Here is an 18,620-nt window from a genome sequence, read left to right as displayed (position 1 = left end):
GCGGTGTCATCGTGTGCGCACGACAAGGTTGGACACCGATCATGGTTTTCCGAGCACAATCGCTTGACCTCCAGTGAACTGGAGCTTGCACCTTGGGCCCATGAGAGCCGTGTGGTTGAAAGAGTTCGGCGGGCCCGAAGTGCTCGTCGCGGGGGAGGCCCCGGATCCGGTGCCCGAAGCGGGCCAGGTCCTGATCGAGGTGGCGTTCGCCAACATCACCTTCGTCGAGACGCAGTTCCGCGCCGGTGGGAGCGGGCCGTTCCGCGGCGAGCTGCCGATGATTCCGGGCAATGGCGTCGGCGGCGTGATCAGTGCGGTCGGGGAAGGGGCAGACCTCGGCCTGGTCGGCAAGCGCGTCGTGACCTCGACGGGCGGTTCCGGGGCGTACGCGGAACGGGTCGCGGTCGCCGCCGATTCCGTCTTCGAGGTGCCGGACGGCCTGGCGCTCGACGCGGCGGTCGCGATCCTCGCCGACGGTCGCACGGCGACCGCGCTGGTGACCGCCGCGGGTATCCGGCCCGGTGAGCGGGTGCTGGTGGAGGCCGCGGCGGGCGGGGTCGGCGGGCTGGTCGTGCAGCTCGCCAAGGCCGCGGGCGCCGAGGTCGTCGGTGCGGCGGGTGGTCCGGAGAAGGCCGGGTACGTCCGGGAACGCGGTGCCGATCTGGCGGTCGACTACCGCGAGCCGGATTGGGCGGCGAAGGCGGGCGAGGTCGACGTCGTGTTCGACGGGGTCGGCGGCGACATCGGGGCGACGTCGTTCGGGTTGCTGAGGCCCGGCGGCCGGATGCTGATCTACGGGCTTTCGAGTGGTTCGTGGACGGAGGTGTCCGAAGAGGACGCCGCCGCGCGCGGGGTCACGGTGATCCAGGGCCTCGGCGGTCCGGCCGAGATGCGGGCGTTCACCGAGTCCGCCCTCGCCGAAGCCGCCGCCGGACGGCTGGAACCCGTGATCGGTCAACGGTTCCCGCTCGAACGGGCGGCGGACGCGCACGCGGTCATGCAGTCGCGTGGCGCGATCGGCAAGACGTTGCTCGAGGTCTGATGTTCGACGTCGACGAATTCCTCGCCGGTCCGCTCACGGCCAGGGTCGCCGCGGCCGGGCCGACCGTGCGCCCGGCCTGGTACCTCTGGGAGAAGCGGGCTTTCTGGATCCTCACCGGACCGTGGGCGCGGCTGGCGCGCCTCGTCCGCGATTCGCCGTCGATCGCGGTGACCGTCGACGTGTGCGACGTCGGCACGGGCCTGGTGCGGCAAGTGCTCGCGCGCGGCGAAGCGGAGATCCTCCCCTTCGACGTCCCCCGTGGACAGCGGCTGCTGAGCCGGTACCTCGGGCCCGACGAACGCAAATGGGATGCGCGTTTTCGTTCGTACCTGCACGATGATCCCGAGGTGAAAGGGACCGTCTGGATCCGGATGGTGCCGAAGCGATTCGTCGCCGAAGACCTCGGTTATCGGGTGTGAAGCACGGCCGCGTTCGCTGGGGGTGGGCGCGGCCGTGCAACCTGCGAAACGGTAAATGCAGCACGATCGAGTCAAGATGTTGATCTTACTGGCCGGTAAGCTGCCATTCTGTTCCGCATGACAAATCAGGATTGGCGGCGGGAGCGGCGTGTCCGCACCGTCGATACCGAAGGCAATCCGGCCGATGTCATCGTGGGCCTGGTCGAAACCCCGGGGCACGGTTACGAAGCCGCGTTGCGGGTCGACGGTGGCCCCGGTGTCCTTTTGCCGCTTTACCCCGGTGCCGATCTGCTCGCCGCGGTACGGCAGACCATTGAGGACGGATATCGCGCCAGCGCGCACTGAACCGTCGGATGTCAGGAAAGGGTCTTTCAAGACGTTCTACGTCCTGAAAGACCCTTTCCTGACGTCTGGAGACGATTCTGTCGCACTACAAAGTGTTCGGTATTGAGCAGTTTGTAGTGGACTCAACTCCAGCGCAGGGAAACGAGTTGCGTGATCAGCGCCAGCCGGACGTCGGGATCGTCGAGATCCAGCGGGACGAGGTCGAGCAGCCGCCGCATCCGGTACCGCAGGGTGTTGGGATGGATCCGGAGTTCCTTCGCGGCCGCGCGCGGGTCTCCGGGATGCCGTAGCCATTGGTACAGCGTGTCGACGTAGCCGCTCTCGTGGGCTTCGTCGTGCGCGCGTAACAAGCCGAGCGGGCCGAGTTCGGCGACCTTCGCGCTGCTCGCCGCCGTCGCTCCGCGGTGCAGCGAAAGGGCCGTCCACACCTCGTCGAAGACCACGACGCGGCCAGGGACGAGCTTCGCGCGAAGCAGCCCCAGGGCCTCGTCGGCCTGGACACGCGACCTCGCGAGCTCGCCGATTTCGCAGGCCGATCCCGCCGCGGCCCGCGGTGTCCCGCCCTTCCTCGACGACGGCAGGGCTTCGAGCGCGGCCCGGAGTTCGGCCCAGCCGTCGCCGTCCGGGACGACCGCGTAGAGCATGCCGCCGAGTTCCGTGGCCACCGGCCGCCTGCCGACGCCCTGCGAGATCCGTTCGAGGAGGGCGAGCCGCAGGCCCTCGTCGTCGCGGCCGTCACCGCCGGCGACCTCGACCACCACGACGCGGTGCGGTTCTTCGGACAGGTCGAGTTCCGCGATCGCCTTGCGCGGGCTGGCGTTCCCTTCGAGTACCGCGCGCAGGAGCTCGGCCGAGACCCGGCGTTGTGAATCGGTGTGCGCGCGGCGGCGCAGCAGGTGCAGCGCGACGACGGGCGCCGCGTCGGCGAACGCGGCCGCGCGTTCGTCGGAGACCGGGCCCGCGACGACCGCCCACATCGAGCCCAGCAGTTCGCCGCCCATCCGGATCGGCACGATGAGCCGGGGCAGCGTGCCGTCGCGCTGCGCGGGCACGAAGATCGTTTGCCGCCCACGGGAAAGCTCGCGGAACACCCCTCGCGACCGGAACCGCGCGAGGACGTCGTCGGGGATGCGGCGGCCCATGATCGTGGACACGCGCGCCGAGTCGGTCAGATCCTGCCTGGCCGAGTACGCGAGCACCCGTGAGTTGGTGTCCTCGATGGTCACGGGCGCGTTGACCACCGAAGCGACGGCGTCCGCGAGCCGGAACAGGTCGCCGGAACCGGGGCCGCCGCCGTCCTCCAGCGCGTCCGACTCGTCGGCCAGCGCGTCGAGGACCGTCCTGAGCAGCCAGACGAGCTGAGCCCACGACGTCGCCGAGCGCACTTCGATCAACGCGATGTCCGCGGACTTCGCCGCCCGCTTCACCGAGGGTTTCGCCGCGAGCGGCGGCTTCAGCAGGACCGCGGCGGCACCTTTCGCCGCGCTGACCTTGACGAGCTCGGCCGCGTCCGACGTCTCGGTGATCGCGACGCCGAGGACGAGGTCGCCCGCGGCGAGGGTGTTGCCGGGTTCGGCGATGACGACGTCACCGACGGCGGGGGACTCCTCGGGGATCTGGAGGGCGTGCAACAGCGTCGGACCGACCCGATCGACCACGCTCCGCACGGAAACCATGCTTTATTTTGCGCCCGCTGACGAAAACGCGCCGCAGGGGCCGTCTCGAAGATCGCTCCCGTCGCGCGCCGAGGTGCCCTTCATCTCGTTTTCGTGGGCCTCCGGCCCCAAAGAGGCGGGCGCGGTGAAGTCAGACCTCGCGTGGGGTCCTCGCGTCGATGTCTTCGGGGGTGAACCGCTCCCGTTTGGTCGTCAGCGCCCATCGATGCCCGTCGGGATCGACGATGCGGCCGTAACGCTCGCCGAAGAACATCTCCTCGACCGGCGCCTCCACCCGCGCGCCCGCGAACACCGCGCGCCGCACGAGGTCGTCGGGGTCCTCGGTCTCCAAGGTCAGGAGCATCGGCGTGCCGCCGAGGGTCGACGGCGAGAGCGCGTCCAGCTGAGGGATCTCCTGGCTCACCAGTAGCCGCGCGTCGCCGACGGCGAGTTCCACGAACAGCACGACGCCGTTCGGCAGCACGTTGCGGAAGAGCTCCACGGCGCCGAAAGCCTTGGCGTAGAAGGGAAGCGACGCGTCGACGTCCTTGACGAACAGATGCGGCACCAAACCGAGCGCCCGGCTCACGCCGACTCCGCCCGCTTCAGCAGCCCGGCCTGTCCGGCCACGGCGACGAGCCTGCTGAGGAACTCCGCCTCGCGGGCGGCGACGTCGCGGCCTGCGCGGGTCAGCCGGTAATAACGGCGTCGCGAGTCGTGCGGCTGGTCCTCGCTCGCGTCCGGGGCCTCTTCGACCAGGCCGTCGGCGACGAGCCGGGCCAGTGTCCGGTACAGCGTGCCCGGACCGAGCTGGGCGGTACCGCCGCTCACCTCGTCGACGAAACCCATGATCGCGTAGCCGTGCGCGCGACCTTTCGCCAGCGCCAGCAGGGTCTGGAACGCCGCGGGGGTGAGCTGTGGGTTGCCGTCGGCCATCCGGGAAGCATACACTCCGATCTCGTTATATCCACGATGGATACAAGGAGTCGGACATGACGATTCGGGGCGTGCACAAGATTGTCGTCGGGGTGACCGACCAGGAGCGGGCGAAGCGATTCTGGTCCGAGGTCGTCGGATTCGAGATCACCACCGACGTGCCGTACGACGACAAGGGAAACCGGTGGGTCGAGGTCACCTCCGCCGATGGTGCGACGGCGCTCGTCCTGAGTACCGCGCCGGAGGACCTCAAGCGGTTCGCAGTGCGGGACGAACTCCCGACGGGCAATTTCTTCTTCTACGCCGACGACATCGAAAAGACGTACGAGGAGCTTTCGGCGAAGGGCGTCGAATTCCCGGCGCGGCCGGAGAAGCAGCCGTGGGGCTGGTGGGCGATGTTCACCGACTCGGAGGGCAACAGGTTCGCTCTTCAGGAAAAGAGTCCCACGTCCTGAGAGTGGTTGGGTGCTCCGTTCGGCGGAGCTAGCTTCGGTGACAACAGCCGAAACCCTTGAACCGCTAGGAGAATCGCGATGAGCGCGGACGGATGGTCGTTCGAGACCAAGCAGATCCACGCGGGTGCGGCGCCGGACACGGCCACCGGCGCGCGGGCGACCCCGATCTACCAGACCACCTCGTACGTGTTCCGCGACAGCCAGCACGGCGCCGATCTCTTCAGCCTCGCCGAGCCCGGCAACATCTACACCCGGATCAACAACCCCACGCAGGACGTGCTGGAGCAGCGGCTCGCCGCGCTCGAAGGCGGCGTCGCGGCGCTGGCGTTCGCCTCCGGGAGCGCGGCCACGACGGCGGCCATCCTCAACCTCGCGAACGCGGGCGACCACTTCGTCTCCAGCCCGGCGCTCTACGGCGGCACCTACAACCTCTTCCACTACACGCTGCCGAAACTCGGCATCGAGGTCTCGTTCGTCGAGGACCAGGACGACATCGAGCAGTGGAAGGCGGCCGTCCGGCCCAACACCAAGCTGTTCTTCGCCGAGACGCTGGCCAACCCTGGCAGCAACGTGCTCGACATCCGCGCGGTCGCCGACGCCGCGCACGAATCCGGTGTCCCGCTGGTCGTGGACAACACCGTGCCGACGCCGTACCTCGTGCGCCCGATCGAGCACGGCGCCGACATCGTGGTCCACTCGGCCACCAAGTACCTCGGCGGCCACGGCACCACGGTCGCCGGGGTGCTGGTCGACGGCGGCACCTTCGACTTCGGCAAGGACCCGGAGCGCTTCCCGGGCTTCAACGAGGCTGACCCGAGCTACCACGGCCTCAAGTACTGGGAGGCACTCGGCCCGGGCGCGTACGCCGCCAAGGCCCGCGTCCAGATCCTGCGTGACACCGGTGCCGCGATCGCGCCGCTGAACAGTTTCCTGATCCTGCAAGGGATCGAGACGCTTTCGCTGCGGCTGGAGCGGCACGTGTCCAACGCGCAGGCGCTGGCCGAGTGGCTGGAGCAGCGCGACGAGGTCGAGAAGGTGTACTACGCCGGGCTGCCGTCGAGCCCGTACCACGAGGCCGCGAAGAAGTACCTGCCGAAGGGTGCCGGCGCGGTGCTGTCGTTCGACCTGCGTGGCGGTGCCGAAGCGGGACGGGCCTTTGTGGACGGTACGGAACTGCACAGCCAGCTGGTCAACATCGGCGACGTGCGCAGCCTGATCGTGCACCCGGCGTCGACGACGCACAGCCAGCTCACGCCGGAGGAGCAGGCGTCCAGCGGGGTCACGCCGGGTCTCGTGCGGCTCGCCGTCGGGCTGGAAGGGATCGAGGACCTCAAGGCCGATCTCGAGGCCGGATTCCGGGCGGCCAAGGCGGCTCTGTGACCGGTGCGTGGCGAGCGGGAGATCCGCGTGGCCGTCGCCGGTTCGTCACCGGCGTCCAGCCGCTCGAAACCGGCGGGACGCTGCCTTTCACGCTCGCGTACGAGACCTGGGGAACACTGAATCCCAGTGCCTCCAACGCGATCCTCGTCGAGCACGCGCTGACCGGGGACAGTCACGCCGTCGGTCCCGCGGAGGAAGGCCACGTCAGCCCCGGCTGGTGGGACGGTCTGATCGGGCCGGGCAAGGCCATCGACACGGACGCGTTCTTCGTCGTGGTCCCGAACGTGCTCGGCGGCTGCCAGGGATCGACCGGTCCTCCTTCGCCGCATCCGGACGGAAAGCCTTGGGGCAGCAGGTTTCCCGGCGTGACCGTGCGGGACCAGGTCGGCGCCGAAACCGTCCTCGCCGACGCGCTGGGCATCGGCCGGTGGGCCGCGGTGGCAGGCGGATCCATGGGCGGGATGCGCGCGCTGGAATGGGCGGTGAGCGAGCCGGACCGGGTCGAGGCGCTGCTCGTCCTCGCGTCGACGGCGCAGGCGTCGGCCGACCAGATCGCCTGGGCGGCGCCGCAACTGCACGCCATCCGCGCCGATCCGGGCTGGCACGGCGGCGACTATCACGACGTCCCGGGCGGCGGCCCGGACGCCGGTCTCGGCATCGCGCGCCGCATCGCGCACGCGACCTACCGCAGCGAAGCCGAACTGTCGCAGCGCTTCGGACGTCGCCACCAAGACGGTGAAGACCCGTTGCGAGGCGGGCGGTTCGCCGTCGAGTCCTATTTGGACCATCACGCCGGGAAGCTTTCCCGCCGGTTCGACGCCGGCAGTTACGTGGTGCTCACCGAATCGATGAACACCCACGACGTCGGCCGCGGGCGGGGCGGTGCCGCGAACGCGCTCGGCCGGATCACCGCGCGCACCGTCGCGGCCGGGGTGGACAGTGACCGGCTCTACCCGCTGTACCAGTCGCGGGCCCTCGCGGACGGGATCGACGGGGCGGAGTTCGCCGTCATCGCCTCGCCTTACGGGCACGACTCGTTCCTGATCGAGACCGAGCAGATCGGGCGGCTGGTGAAACTCCTGCTCGATCAGCCGACACGGGTGATGTCCCGCTGATCACGCGTGTCGTCCGTTACGGGGCGGCTGGTCCGCGGCGTCTACTGGCGAGGAAAGGTGCCGTTGCGAAAGCCACTTTCGCAACGCGTTCCCGCCGGCTCGCGCGCCCAGCCGATGTCCCTCAGTGTCCCCAATGTCGCATCGGAGACACTGAGCGTCTCGAATGCGACATTGGGAACCTGGCCAGCTCCCGAAGCCGCTCAAGCTCGGCGACCAGTCGCCCCAAGCCGTCGGCAAGCATGTCGCGAAAGCCACTTTGGGGACATCAGACGTCGCGAAAGTGGCTTTCGCGACACCCGGCGGAGCCAAGGCCGCCTAATCCGCGACGGCGTCCGAGATCCACGGCGCCACCGGCAGGTCCCGGTCCAGGCATTCCGCGGACAGCCGGATCGTCCAGCGCAGCGCCTGCAGCACCAGGCTGTCGACCTCGTCCGGCGCGGCGTTGGCGAGCGCGATCTCGACCTGTTCCTGCGCGGCCTCGCTGTTGCCGTGCACCTCGGCGAGCAGCGTGCGCACGGCCGTCCGCACGGGCGGGTCCGCCTGGTCGATCGAGACCTCTTCACCGTCCTCGTCGAACACCTGCACCTTGACCGGCGCGCTCCCGCCGTCGCCGAGAGTGGACACCATGGCGCTGCATTCGCCGAACAGCATCATCACGAGTTCTTTGGTCTCTTCGGAGCGGGCCTGGGGCTCGACGGCGGTCGGCGAGAGCTCGTCGAGCGCCTCGGCGTCCGCCCCGAGGCTGATCGCCACGAGCGCACGCTGCGCCTTTTCGACGAGCCTCCGCTCGTACTCGCTCCTGTCCGGCTCCACGTGCCTATCAAACACCAGAGGACGGAAAAGTGGGGATAGGCCGAAACCCGGACGTGGTCACTTCGCGGCGTGCAGTGCACCCAGGGCGAGACGGCAGAGCATCTCGGCCAGTTCGCTGTCACCGAGATGGCGGTTGTACGGCGTCGAGTTGATCAACCCGAAGACCGCGTGCGCCGCCGAGCGCGCCTGACGCTCGCCGATCCCGGGGACGGCGTCGCTGATCGCGCGCACCCAGACCTCGACGTACTGGCGCTGCAGGGCACGGACCTGTTTGCGGTCACTGTCGGTGAGGTTGGCGAGGTTGCGTTCCTGCACGGTGATCAACGCGGGATGCGCGAGCGCGAAGTCGACGTGAAAATTCACCAGTGCGTCGAGAACCTCGCCCGGCTCGTCCCGCTGGCTCGCCCTCGCCGTCCCGCCGTCGAGAAGATAGCGGCTGATCGAGTTCAGCATCTCGCCGAGAATGGCGTCCTTGCTGCGGAAATGCCGGTACAGGGCCGGGCCGGAGATGCCGACGGCCGCGCCGATGTCGTCGATGCCGACGCCGTGGAACCCGTGGTGGGCGAAGAGCTCGGCGGCGGCGGACATGATCTGTTCGCGCCTGTTCGCCTTCTCGCCGTTCACGAGTGGGGTGGGGTTCGCCGGCATCTGGCCATATTAAGGCCGCGTGTTAGCGAGCGCTAACACGTGGCCGTACTTCCAGCCTGGGCCAAGCGGGTTACCTGGGGAAATGACCCTTTTGCGTGTGGCTACCACCTGGTAATGCTGTGTCTCGTTAACTTGTCACGAAGGAGTGACCATGGCCGTCCCTGCTCGGATCAAAGCTCTTTCCTTCACTCGTTCAGTCGCGGCCCTGGGGGTCGCTGTCCTTGCCACCTTCGGTCTCGCGGGCACCGCCCAGGCGGCGACCAACTACGTGGCGCTCGGTGACTCGTACTCGTCCGGCGTCGGTGCCGGCAGCTACGGGAACTCGGGCGACTGCATGCGCAGTGCCAACGCCTATCCCCAGCTGTGGGCCAACGCCCACGCCGGGACCACGTTCAAGTTCGTCGCGTGCTCGGGGGCGCGCACCGGCGACGTCCTCAACCAGATCGCGAACGTCACCTCCAGCACCACGCTGGTGACGGTCTCGGTCGGCGGCAACGACGCCGGGTTCGCCGACGTCATGACCACCTGCACCACCGGCAGCGACCAGACCTGCATCAACCGGGTCAACACCGCGAAGACCTACGTGAACAACACGCTTCCCGGGCTGCTGAACAACGTCTACAGCAAGATCAAGGCCAAGGCGCCCAGTGCGAAGCTGGTCGTGCTCGGATACCCGCGCTTCTACACGGTGCCGGGTTCGTGCTCGGTCGGGCTGAGCGACACCAAGCGCACGGCGATCAACTCGGGCTCCGACACGCTCGCGTCGGTGCTCTCGGCCCGCGCCGCCGCGAACGGCGCGAAGTTCGTCGACGTGCGGCCTGCCTTCACCGGGCACAACATCTGCTCGTCGGCCAACGATTACCTGCACAGCCTCACCTGGCCGATCGTGAACTCGTACCACCCGACGGCCACCGGTCAGCGGGGCGGCTACTACAACCCGCTGGTCTCCGCGATCGGCTAGCTCCTGTGCTGAAGGGGACTTTCACCGCATGTCACGCGGTGAAAGTCCCCTTCGTCGCGTCTTATGCGGGTATGGCGTCCTTCAGCTCCCCGGCCCGGTGGACAGGGCGGGTTAGCAGGCGTTAACCTACGAGGGCAAGTTAACGACGGCTAACTTGGCGACGAGGAGCCATGGACACACCCGTACTGAGCACTTCGGCCGATCCGGGCAGCGACGAGTACGCCCGCAGCGTCACCTCCCACGCCGAGCTGGTCGAAGACCTGCGCAAGCGGCTCGCCGCCGCCCGGCTCGGGGGCCCGGAGAAATCCCGCACCCGCCACGTCGAGCGGGGCAAACTCCTGCCACGCGACCGGGTCGACACCCTCCTCGACCCGGGTTCGCCGTTCCTGGAGCTGTCCCCGCTGGCCGCCACCGGACTGTACGACGACGAAGCGCCGTCGGCCGGGATCATCACCGGGATCGGGCGGGTCTCCGGCCGCGAATGCGTGATCGTCGCCAACGACGCCACGGTCAAGGGCGGCACCTACTACCCGATGACCGTCAAGAAGCACCTGCGCGCGCAAGAGGTCGCGCTGCACAACAATCTGCCGTGCGTCTACCTGGTGGACTCCGGCGGCGCGTTCCTGCCGAGGCAGGACGAGGTCTTCCCGGATCGTGAGCACTTCGGCCGGATCTTCTACAACCAGGCCACGATGTCCGCCCGCGGCATCCCGCAGATCGCCGCGGTGCTCGGCTCCTGCACGGCGGGCGGCGCGTACGTCCCCGCGATGAGCGACGAAGCGGTCATCGTGCGGAACCAGGGCACCATCTTCCTCGGCGGCCCGCCGCTGGTGAAGGCCGCGACCGGCGAGGTCGTCACGGCCGAGGAACTCGGCGGCGGAGACGTCCACTCGCGCCAGTCCGGCGTCACCGACCACCTGGCCGAGGACGACGCCGATGCCCTGCGCATCGTTCGCTCGATCGTGTCGACTTTGGGCCCGCGGACGCCACGCCCGTGGGACGTCCTCCCGACGGAGGCCCCGGCCGCCGACCCGAACGAGTTGTACGGCGTCGTCCCGACCGACCCGCGCGTGCCGTACGACGTCCGCGAGGTCATCGCGAGGATCGTCGACGGCAGCCGGTTCGGCGAGTTCAAGAAGGAGTACGGCTCGACGCTGGTCACCGGATTCGCCAGGATCCACGGCCACCCCGTCGGCATCATCGCGAACAACGGCGTGCTGTTCGCCGAGTCCGCGATGAAGGGCGCGCACTTCATCGAGCTGTGCGACAAACGCTCGATCCCGCTGCTGTTCCTGCAGAACATCAGCGGCTTCATGGTCGGCCGCGCCTACGAGGCGGGTGGCATCGCCAAACACGGCGCGAAGATGGTCACCGCGGTGGCGTGCGCGCGCGTGCCGAAGCTGACCGTCGTCATCGGCGGCTCGTTCGGCGCCGGCAACTATTCGATGTGCGGTCGTGCGTACTCGCCGCGGTTCCTGTGGATGTGGCCGAACGCGCGGATCTCGGTGATGGGCGGCGAGCAGGCGGCGTCGGTGCTGTCCACCGTCCGCCGGGACGCCATCGAGGCCCGCGGCGGTGACTGGTCCGCCGAGGACGAAGAGGCGTTCAAGGATCCGATCCGCGAGCAGTACGAGGCGCAGGGCAGCCCGTACTACTCGACGGCGCGGCTGTGGGACGACGGCGTGATCGATCCGGCGGACACCCGCACGGTTCTCGGCCTCGCGCTGTCCGCGGCGGCCAACGCGCCCTTGTCCGATGTCAACTACGGCGTCTTCAGGATGTGAGCATGTTCGACACGGTTCTGGTCGCCAACCGCGGGGAGATCGCGGTCCGCGTGATCCGCTCGCTGCAGGGGCTCGGCATCCGTTCGGTCGCGGTGTACAGCGACGCGGACGCCGACGCCCGGCATGTCCGGGAGGCGCACACCGCGGTCCGCATCGGCCCGGCCGAAGCGGCGAAAAGCTATCTGTCCATCCCGGCGATCGTCCGGGCGGCGCTCGACACGGGCGCGCAGGCGGTCCATCCCGGCTACGGCTTCCTCGCGGAGAACGCGGAATTCGCCCGCGCCTGCGCCGAGGCGGGCCTGGTCTTCATCGGCCCTCCGGTCGAGGCGATCGACGCCATGGGCGACAAGATCCGCGCCAAGGCGACGGTGTCCGAGGCCGGTGTCCCGGTGGTGCCCGGCGCGTCCGATGTGGACATTCCGGAAGGTGGTTTCGCCGCCGCCGCGGAGAGGGTCGGGTTCCCGCTGCTGATCAAGCCGTCCGCCGGTGGTGGCGGCAAGGGGATGCGGCTGGTCAACGAACTGTCCGAAGTGGACGCGGCCGTCGAGTCCGCCCGCCGTGAGGCCAAGGGTTCCTTCGGTGACGACACGCTTCTCATGGAGCGGTTCGTCACCACGCCGCGCCATATCGAGATCCAGGTGCTCGCCGACACCCACGGCAACGTGATCCATCTCGGTGAGCGCGAATGCAGCCTGCAACGGCGGCACCAGAAGATCATCGAAGAGGCGCCGTCCGTGCTCCTCGACGAGGCCACGCGCGCGAAGATGGGCGCGTCCGCGGTCGAGGCCGCGCGCTCGGTGGGCTATGTCGGCGCGGGGACGGTCGAGTTCATCGTGTCGGCCACCGCGCCCGACGAGTTCTTCTTCATGGAGATGAACACCCGCCTGCAGGTCGAGCATCCGGTCACCGAACTCGTGACCGGGCTCGACCTCGTCGAGTGGCAGGTCAAGATCGCCGCCGGTGCCGTGCTCACCGTGTCGCAGGACGACGTCCGGCTGGACGGCCACGCCATCGAAGCCCGCGTCTACGCCGAAGACCCCGCTCGCGGCTTCATCCCGACGGGTGGAACCGTGCTCGCGGTCCACGAACCGGCCGGTGAGGGCGTGCGCGTCGACTCGTGGATGAGCGAAGGTGCGGTCATCGGCTCGAACTACGACCCGATGCTGGCCAAGGTCATCGCCTGGGGCCCGGACCGCGCGGCCGCGTTGCACCGGCTCGACCTGGCGCTCGCGGACACCGCGTTGCTCGGCGTCGGCACGAACATCGCCTTCCTTCGCGGGCTCCTCGCCGACGGCGACGTCCGCGACGGCAAGCTCGACACCGGGCTCGTCGATCGCCAACTGTCCACTTTGGTCTCCGAAGAAGTACCGCCGGAGTTCTTCGTGGCGGCGGCGCTCGACAGGCTGCTTTCCTTGCAGCCGAAGGGTTCTGTCGTCGATCCGTGGGATGTTCCCGACGGCTGGCGGCTCGGCGCCTCGGGCGGTATCGACTTCGCGCTGAAGTCGGGAAGCTCCGAAGTCATCGTGCGGGTGCAGGGCACTCCGGCGAACGCGCTCGTCAGTGTTGACGGCGGCGAGCCGGTCCGGGTTTCCGCGCGGCGCGAGGGAGACCTGCTGGAAGTCCGGCATCCCACCGGTTTCCACCGGTACCGGCACGCCGTCGGGACCGGAAGGACCGTGTGGCTCGCGCGTGACGGTCACAGCTTCGCGATCGGCGAGCGCGAAAGGCTGCGTTCGGCCGCCGGCGCCGCGGGTGGCGCCGGACCGGTCACCAGCCCGATGCCCGGAACCGTGCTGGTGGTCAAGGCCGCCGCCGGTGACGTGGTGAGCGCCGGGACGCCGCTCGTGGTCGTCGAGGCGATGAAGATGGAGCACACGATCACCGCGCCGATCGACGGCGTGGTCAGCGAACTCCCCGTCCGGGTGGGCCAACAGGTCGCGCTGGACGAGACGGTAGCCGTTGTGACACCCCAAAAGGATGGACAATGATCGACTTCCGACTGGATGACGAGTACGAGGCGCTGCGCAAGACGGTCGAGGAATTCGCGCGCTCCGAGGTCGCCCCGGTCATCGGCGACCTCTACGAGCGGGAGGAGTTCCCGTACGAGATCGTCGCGAAGATGGCCGAGATGGGCCTGTTCGGCCTGCCCTTCCCCGAGGAGTACGGCGGCATGGGCGGCGACTACTTCGCGCTCTGCCTGACCTTGGAGGAACTGGCGCGCGTCGATTCCTCGGTCGCGATCACCGTCGAGGCCGGTGTTTCCCTCGGCGCCATGCCGATCCACCGGTTCGGCACCGAGGAGCAGAAGCAGAAGTGGCTCCCGGAGTTGTGCGCCGGCACCGCGCTCGGCGCCTTCGGGCTCACCGAACCCGGCGGCGGTTCGGACGCGGGCGCCACCCGCACGCGCGCGAAACTCGACGGTGACACCTGGGTGATCAACGGCAGCAAGTCGTTCATCACCAACTCCGGCACCGACATCACGAAACTGGTCACGGTCACCGCCGTCACCGACGTGAAGGAGAACGGCCGTAAGGAGATCTCGGCGATCATCGTGCCGTCCGGCACGCCGGGCTTCGCCGTCGCGCCGAAGTACTCCAAGGTCGGCTGGAACTGCTCGGACACGCACGAACTCTCGTTCGACGACGTCCGCGTCCCGGCCGAGAACCTGGTCGGGGAACGCGGCCGCGGTTACGCCCAGTTCCTGTCCATTTTGGACGAAGGCCGGGTCGCGATCGCCGCGCTGAGCGTCGGGCTCGCGCAGGGCTGTGTCGACGAATGCCTGCGGTATGTCAAGGAACGCGAGGCGTTCGGGCACAAGATCGGCGAATACCAGGCGATCCAGTTCAAGATCGCCGACATGGAGGTGCGCACGCACACCGCGCGGCTGGCGTACTACGCGGCGGCGTCGAAGATGCTGCGCGGTGAGCCGTTCAAGAAGGAGGCGTCGATCGCGAAGCTCGTCGCGTCGAACGCCGCCATGGACAACGCGCGCGAGGCGACGCAGATCTTCGGCGGGTACGGCTTCATGAACGAGTTCCCGGTGAGCCGGTTCTACCGGGACGCGAAGATCCTCGAGATCGGGGAGGGGACCTCGGAGGTGCAGCGGATGCTGATCGCACGGCACCTCGGCGTCGTCTGACCCGACGGAACCCCCGCGCTTCCTCACGATGTTGTAGAACAGAAGTATGAGCGATTTCGTCATCCGCAAGGGTGGTTCTGGGGACTTCCAAACGCTGCTGGACATGTTCGACGAAGTCGTCGCGTGGCTGGCCGAACGCGGTAGCGCGGGGCAATGGGGCACCGAGCCGTGGTCCACGATCCCGAAGCGGGTCGAGCGGGTCCGCGGGATGGCCGACGGGCCGGGGCTGTACATCGCCGAGATCGACGACCAGGCGGCCGGGGCGATCATCCTCGGTGACCGTTTCCCGCATGTCTCGCCGGTCGACGAACCGGAGATCTATATCGGCTTGCTGCTGACCTCGCGCCGGTTCACCGGTCACCGGGTCGGCTCGCGGCTGATCGAGTTCGCGCTGGCCGAGGCGCGGGAACGCGGCATCGGGCTGGTGCGGGTCGACTGCTGGGCCGGCGGCGACGGCGACCTTCAGCGTTACTACGAGAGCCAGGGCTTCAAACCGACGGAACGGTTCGACGTCAAGGGCTGGATCGGGCAGGTGTTCGAGCAGCGCCCGTAGGACTGGCGTCCGCGCGGCTTCCGGTGCACCATAGTTGACACATCGCCAACAGTGCCCCGGACAGTGAAGTCGCAGAGGAGACCGGCATGGCCAAACGTGAACGTTCCCTGGCAGGCAAGGTCGTCGTGATCACCGGAGCGGCGCAGGGCATCGGCGCCAGTACCGCGACGGCACTGTCCCGGCTCGGCGCCAAGGTGGTCATCGGCGACCTGGACCAGGTCCTCGCCGAGAAGACCGCCGCCGAACTGGGCGCGGAGGCGCTGCCGCTCGACGTCACCGACACGCGCGGCTTCACCGAGTTCCTCGACGAGGTCGAGCGGCGCGTCGGCCCGATCGACGTGCTGATCAACAACGCGGGCATCATGCCGCTCGCGCCGCTCGAAGAAGAGGACGACGCGGCGACCCGCAGGCTGCTCGAGATCAACCTGCACGCGGTCATCCACGGCACCAGGGAAGCCGTGAAGCGGATGCGCCCGCGTGGCACCGGCCACATCGTCAACATCGCGTCGATGGCGGGCAAGGCGGGCTTCCCCGGCGCCGCCACCTACTGCGCGACGAAACACGCCGTCGTCGGGTTGTCGGAATCGGTGCATCTGGAATTGCACGGAACGGGCGTGCTGGTCTCCTGCGTGATGCCCGCGGTGGTCCGCACGGAACTGGCCAGCGGGCTCGGCGAGGCGAAGTTCTTCAAGTCGGTGCAGCCGGAAGATGTGGCGCACGCCATTGTCGATGCGTTACGCCGTCCCAAGTTCGACGTTTTCGTTCCCGCGTCGCTGGACGCCATGGGCAGGATCACACGGCTGCTTCCGCGCCGCCTCGGCGAGGGACTGCTCCGCGCGCTCGGCGGCGACAAGATCCTGTCCTCCGCAACGCATTCCAGTGCTCGCGCGGAGTACGAATCGCGTGCCGCGCGCAGTGCCCCGGCGGCGGAAAAGGACGCCGATTCTTAACTCGTACGGCCTAGCAACTGTCCGAAATGGACGCCCTGTGACGGCCGGGGTGTTGAGTCGTGCGCTCCCAAGCGGCAAGATTACGTCTTACCGCGTTGATTCCTCAGGAGGCACACCATGGCCACACCCCCGGCACGGCTCGCCGCCGCCGCGTCGAACGTCGTCGGGAAGGTGCTGCACGGTGGGGTCGCCGATCTTCGTCCGGTGCCGCGTGTCCTGATCGACCAGGGCCCGAACCGTTCGCTGTACCGGCTGACGAACGGCAAGGCCCCGGCGTCGGGCCCGCCGGTGCTGCTGGTGCCGCCGCTGGCCGCGCCCGCGCTGTGCTTCGACCTGCGCCGCGGGTGCAGCCTCGCCGAGCACCTTGTCGACGGCGGCCGCAACACGTACCTGGTCGACTACGGGAACGTCGCCTTCTCCGACCGGCGCCTCGGCATCGAGCACTGGATCGAGGAAGTGCTCCCGCGCGCGATCCGCAAGGTCAGCGAGGACTCCGGCGGCCAGGGCGTGCACGTCGTCGCCTGGTGCCTCGGCGGGATCTTCTCCCTCCTGACCGCCGCGGACCAGCCCGATCTGCCGATCGAGTCGATCGCGACCATCGCGTCGCCGTTCGACTTCACCGCGATCCCGCTGATCGCCCCGTTCCGCCCGCTGGTGGACCTCACCGGCGGCCACCTGCTGACCCCGTTCTACCGGGCGCTCGGCGGCGCACCGTCCTATTTGGTCAGCCGGGTCTTCCGGGCGACCGGGATCAGCAAGGAGATCACCAAACCCCTTGCGATCCTGAAGAATCTCGACGACCGGGACTACCTGGCGCAGATCGAGGCCGTCGACCACTTCATGGACAACATGATCGCCTACCCCGGGCGGACGTTCGGCCAGATCTATCACCGGTTCTTCCGCGCCAACGACCTCGCCGAGGGCACGGTGGACCTCAACGGCCGCATCATCGCGCTGTCCGGGGTCAAGGTGCCGACGCTGGTCATCGCCGGGCAGAACGACACGATCGCCCCGCGCGCGGCCGTCGAACGGCTCACCGAGCTGCTGGACAATTCGCCGTCGGTGACCTTCGAGACCGCACCCGGCGGGCACTTGGGCGTGCTGACCGGCCGGAAGGCGCGCGGGACCACGTGGCACTATCTCGACCGCTTCCTCGACGAACAGGTCGCCTGAGCCTCAATCGTCCTTGCGCTGGGTCATGGCGCTGCGCAAGGACTGGCGCGGCTCGATCAGGTCGACCATTTCGGTGACCCGGTGCCACGCGTCGGTGATCTCGGCGGTCGCGCGATCGCGTTGCAGGACGATCGTGGACAACACGAGCGCCGTCAGCCCCACAGTGGCGTCGAAGGCCTGGACGTGCAGCATCCGGGCGGCCAGCTCGTAGGAACCGTAGGGGCCGAGCCCGTGTATGGCGGCGAAGATCGTGAAGGTGCAGACGCACAAGGAGCACGTCAGCGCCCCTGCCTGCCGGAACCGCAGCGCCGCCCAGACGAGTACCGGGAAGACCACGAATAGTTTGGACACGGTGGTGGACGCGAGGATGGCCGTGCCGAGCCCGAACAGCGCGAGCGCCGCCGCTTCTCCCCAGCGAGCGAGCGAAACCCGCCTCGGCAGGCGGAACCTCGGCACCAGGAGCAGCAACGGCGTGATCGTCAGGACGCCCATCGCGTCGCCGGTCCACCACACGAGCGCCGTCGCCCAGAAATCCCCGGAAACCAGTGCGCCGTCGAGGACCAGTACGCCGGTGCCCAGCACGGCGCTGACGGCGGTGCCGCCGATCGCCCCGACCACCACCAGGAGGACGGCGTCGGGAAGCCGGTCGAGCCGGTTGTGGCCACCCAGCCGCCGCATCACCGCGTAGGCCAGCATCGGGCCGATCGTGTTGCCCGACGAGATCACCAAGACCGCGGTCGGTGAGGGGCCGAAGGCGACGTTCGTCAGGAGGGCGCCGAGGAAGATCCCCGGCCAGTACCGCGGCCCCAGCAGCATCGGCACCGCCAGCGCGACCCCCGCGGCGGGCCACAGCGGCGAGATCTGCTCGCGCACGATCGCCCACTGGATCCCGATCCGGGCGGTCGCGAAGTAGCAGATCGTCACGCCGAGGACGATGAGAAGCCAGCGTGCGGCAGGGGAGAGCTGTCTCATCGCGACTCCGGCCTTGGCGGGCTGGGAAGCTAAGAGAGTACCGCTGTCCGGCCGCCAAGGCCGTTCACTTGATGGTGTTGTCATTCTGTTGGGAATAAACAAAAAGGGCCCGTGCAGCTGCACGGGCGCCGGAACGTGGTGGGGCAAGGGGGTGGGGGGGGGGGGGGGGGGGGGGGGGGGGGGGGGGGGGGGGGGGGGGGGGGGGGGGGGGGGGGGGGGGGGGGGGGGGGGGGGGGGGGGGGGGGGGGGGGGGGGGGGGGGGGGGGGGGGGGGGGGGGGG

At 68.9% G+C, this 18,620-nt stretch carries 19 protein-coding genes; 13 read left to right on the top strand and 6 right to left on the bottom strand.

The annotated features are described in order from the left end of the window. Positions 1 to 100: 100 nt before the first annotated feature. From ACLJO0_RS22115 to ACLJO0_RS22105, 3 genes are all read left to right on the top strand, one after another. Positions 101 to 1,042: a zinc-binding dehydrogenase gene (locus tag ACLJO0_RS22115; protein ID WP_410580346.1), complete on the top strand. Its 942-nt coding sequence runs from the start codon at positions 101 to 103 to the stop codon at positions 1,040 to 1,042. Further along, positions 1,042 to 1,461, top strand: a complete 420-nt coding sequence (locus ACLJO0_RS22110) for a pyridoxamine 5'-phosphate oxidase family protein (protein WP_410580345.1) — start codon at positions 1,042 to 1,044, stop codon at positions 1,459 to 1,461. Before ACLJO0_RS22115 ends, ACLJO0_RS22110 begins: the two co-directional genes overlap by 1 nt. Positions 1,462 to 1,578: 117 nt before the next feature. Beyond that, positions 1,579 to 1,806 carry a hypothetical protein gene (locus ACLJO0_RS22105; protein ID WP_007033850.1) on the top strand — a complete coding sequence of 76 codons (228 nt, stop codon included), beginning with the start codon at positions 1,579 to 1,581 and terminating at the stop codon, positions 1,804 to 1,806. Positions 1,807 to 1,928: 122 nt separating this feature from the next. On the opposite strand, the gene ACLJO0_RS22100 is transcribed toward ACLJO0_RS22105, so the two are convergent. From ACLJO0_RS22100 to ACLJO0_RS22090, 3 genes are all read right to left on the bottom strand, one after another. Next, positions 1,929 to 3,482 carry a PucR family transcriptional regulator gene (locus ACLJO0_RS22100; RefSeq protein WP_410580344.1) on the bottom strand — a complete coding sequence of 518 codons (1,554 nt, stop codon included), beginning with the start codon at positions 3,480 to 3,482 and terminating at the stop codon, positions 1,929 to 1,931. 130 nt (positions 3,483 to 3,612) lie between these two features. Beyond that, positions 3,613 to 4,050, bottom strand: coding sequence for a VOC family protein (locus ACLJO0_RS22095; protein WP_410580343.1), 438 nt, complete (start codon positions 4,048 to 4,050; stop codon positions 3,613 to 3,615). After that, positions 4,047 to 4,397, bottom strand: a complete 351-nt coding sequence (locus tag ACLJO0_RS22090) for a PadR family transcriptional regulator (RefSeq protein ID WP_034309234.1) — start codon at positions 4,395 to 4,397, stop codon at positions 4,047 to 4,049. Before ACLJO0_RS22090 ends, ACLJO0_RS22095 begins: the two co-directional genes overlap by 4 nt. Positions 4,398 to 4,453: 56 nt before the next feature. Here ACLJO0_RS22090 and ACLJO0_RS22085 point away from each other — a divergent pair, with 56 nt between their 5' ends. The 3 genes from ACLJO0_RS22085 to ACLJO0_RS22075 all read left to right on the top strand — a co-directional run bounded on the left by ACLJO0_RS22085 (position 4,454) and on the right by ACLJO0_RS22075 (position 7,347). Further along, entirely contained in the window at positions 4,454 to 4,852 is a 399-nt protein-coding gene (locus ACLJO0_RS22085) for a VOC family protein (protein ID WP_410580342.1), read from the top strand. A gap of 78 nt (positions 4,853 to 4,930) precedes the next feature. Continuing rightward, the gene (locus tag ACLJO0_RS22080) at positions 4,931 to 6,232 is read left to right on the top strand and encodes a bifunctional o-acetylhomoserine/o-acetylserine sulfhydrylase (RefSeq protein WP_410580341.1); all 1,302 of its coding nucleotides are present in this window, start codon (positions 4,931 to 4,933) and stop codon (positions 6,230 to 6,232) included. Then, on the top strand, positions 6,229 to 7,347 hold the full coding sequence (locus ACLJO0_RS22075; protein WP_410580340.1) for a homoserine O-acetyltransferase: 1,119 nt from the start codon (positions 6,229 to 6,231) through the stop codon (positions 7,345 to 7,347). Before ACLJO0_RS22080 ends, ACLJO0_RS22075 begins: the two co-directional genes overlap by 4 nt. Before the next feature lie 315 nt (positions 7,348 to 7,662). Here the strand turns inward: ACLJO0_RS22075 and ACLJO0_RS22070 are convergent, their stop codons facing one another. Together ACLJO0_RS22070 and ACLJO0_RS22065 are read right to left on the bottom strand one after the other, a co-directional pair. Further along, positions 7,663 to 8,160: a hypothetical protein gene (locus tag ACLJO0_RS22070; RefSeq protein WP_410580339.1), complete on the bottom strand. Its 498-nt coding sequence runs from the start codon at positions 8,158 to 8,160 to the stop codon at positions 7,663 to 7,665. Between the two features lie 57 nt (positions 8,161 to 8,217). Beyond that, the gene (locus ACLJO0_RS22065; RefSeq protein WP_199748836.1) at positions 8,218 to 8,808 is read right to left on the bottom strand and encodes a TetR/AcrR family transcriptional regulator; all 591 of its coding nucleotides are present in this window, start codon (positions 8,806 to 8,808) and stop codon (positions 8,218 to 8,220) included. A 151-nt stretch (positions 8,809 to 8,959) separates the two neighbouring features. Between ACLJO0_RS22065 and ACLJO0_RS22060 the strand changes: the two genes are divergently transcribed. From ACLJO0_RS22060 to ACLJO0_RS22030, 7 genes are all read left to right on the top strand, one after another. After that, a complete protein-coding gene (locus ACLJO0_RS22060) occupies positions 8,960 to 9,769 on the top strand; it encodes an SGNH/GDSL hydrolase family protein (protein WP_410580338.1) in 810 nt (269 codons plus the stop codon). Between the two features lie 170 nt (positions 9,770 to 9,939). Next, on the top strand, positions 9,940 to 11,553 hold the full coding sequence (locus tag ACLJO0_RS22055; RefSeq protein ID WP_410580337.1) for a carboxyl transferase domain-containing protein: 1,614 nt from the start codon (positions 9,940 to 9,942) through the stop codon (positions 11,551 to 11,553). 2 nt (positions 11,554 to 11,555) lie between these two features. Next, positions 11,556 to 13,541 carry an acetyl/propionyl/methylcrotonyl-CoA carboxylase subunit alpha gene (locus ACLJO0_RS22050; protein ID WP_410580336.1) on the top strand — a complete coding sequence of 662 codons (1,986 nt, stop codon included), beginning with the start codon at positions 11,556 to 11,558 and terminating at the stop codon, positions 13,539 to 13,541. After that, positions 13,538 to 14,692 carry an acyl-CoA dehydrogenase family protein gene (locus ACLJO0_RS22045; protein ID WP_125792011.1) on the top strand — a complete coding sequence of 385 codons (1,155 nt, stop codon included), beginning with the start codon at positions 13,538 to 13,540 and terminating at the stop codon, positions 14,690 to 14,692. The genes ACLJO0_RS22050 and ACLJO0_RS22045 overlap by 4 nt, the downstream gene beginning before the upstream one ends. Before the next feature lie 46 nt (positions 14,693 to 14,738). Then, positions 14,739 to 15,245, top strand: coding sequence for a GNAT family N-acetyltransferase (locus tag ACLJO0_RS22040; RefSeq protein WP_410580335.1), 507 nt, complete (start codon positions 14,739 to 14,741; stop codon positions 15,243 to 15,245). Between the two features lie 86 nt (positions 15,246 to 15,331). Next, positions 15,332 to 16,195 carry an SDR family oxidoreductase gene (locus tag ACLJO0_RS22035; RefSeq protein WP_410580334.1) on the top strand — a complete coding sequence of 288 codons (864 nt, stop codon included), beginning with the start codon at positions 15,332 to 15,334 and terminating at the stop codon, positions 16,193 to 16,195. A 117-nt stretch (positions 16,196 to 16,312) separates the two neighbouring features. Continuing rightward, entirely contained in the window at positions 16,313 to 17,368 is a 1,056-nt protein-coding gene (locus ACLJO0_RS22030; protein ID WP_410580333.1) for an alpha/beta fold hydrolase, read from the top strand. Between the two features lie 3 nt (positions 17,369 to 17,371). Here the strand turns inward: ACLJO0_RS22030 and ACLJO0_RS22025 are convergent, their stop codons facing one another. After that, positions 17,372 to 18,340, bottom strand: coding sequence for an MASE1 domain-containing protein (locus ACLJO0_RS22025; RefSeq protein ID WP_410580332.1), 969 nt, complete (start codon positions 18,338 to 18,340; stop codon positions 17,372 to 17,374). Between the last annotated feature and the right edge of the window lie 280 nt (positions 18,341 to 18,620).

This window comes from Amycolatopsis sp. lyj-108 (genome assembly GCF_046549005.1).
Lineage (GTDB): Bacteria > Actinomycetota > Actinomycetes > Mycobacteriales > Pseudonocardiaceae > Amycolatopsis.
This window is presented reverse-complemented; position numbering and strand designations above follow the sequence as displayed.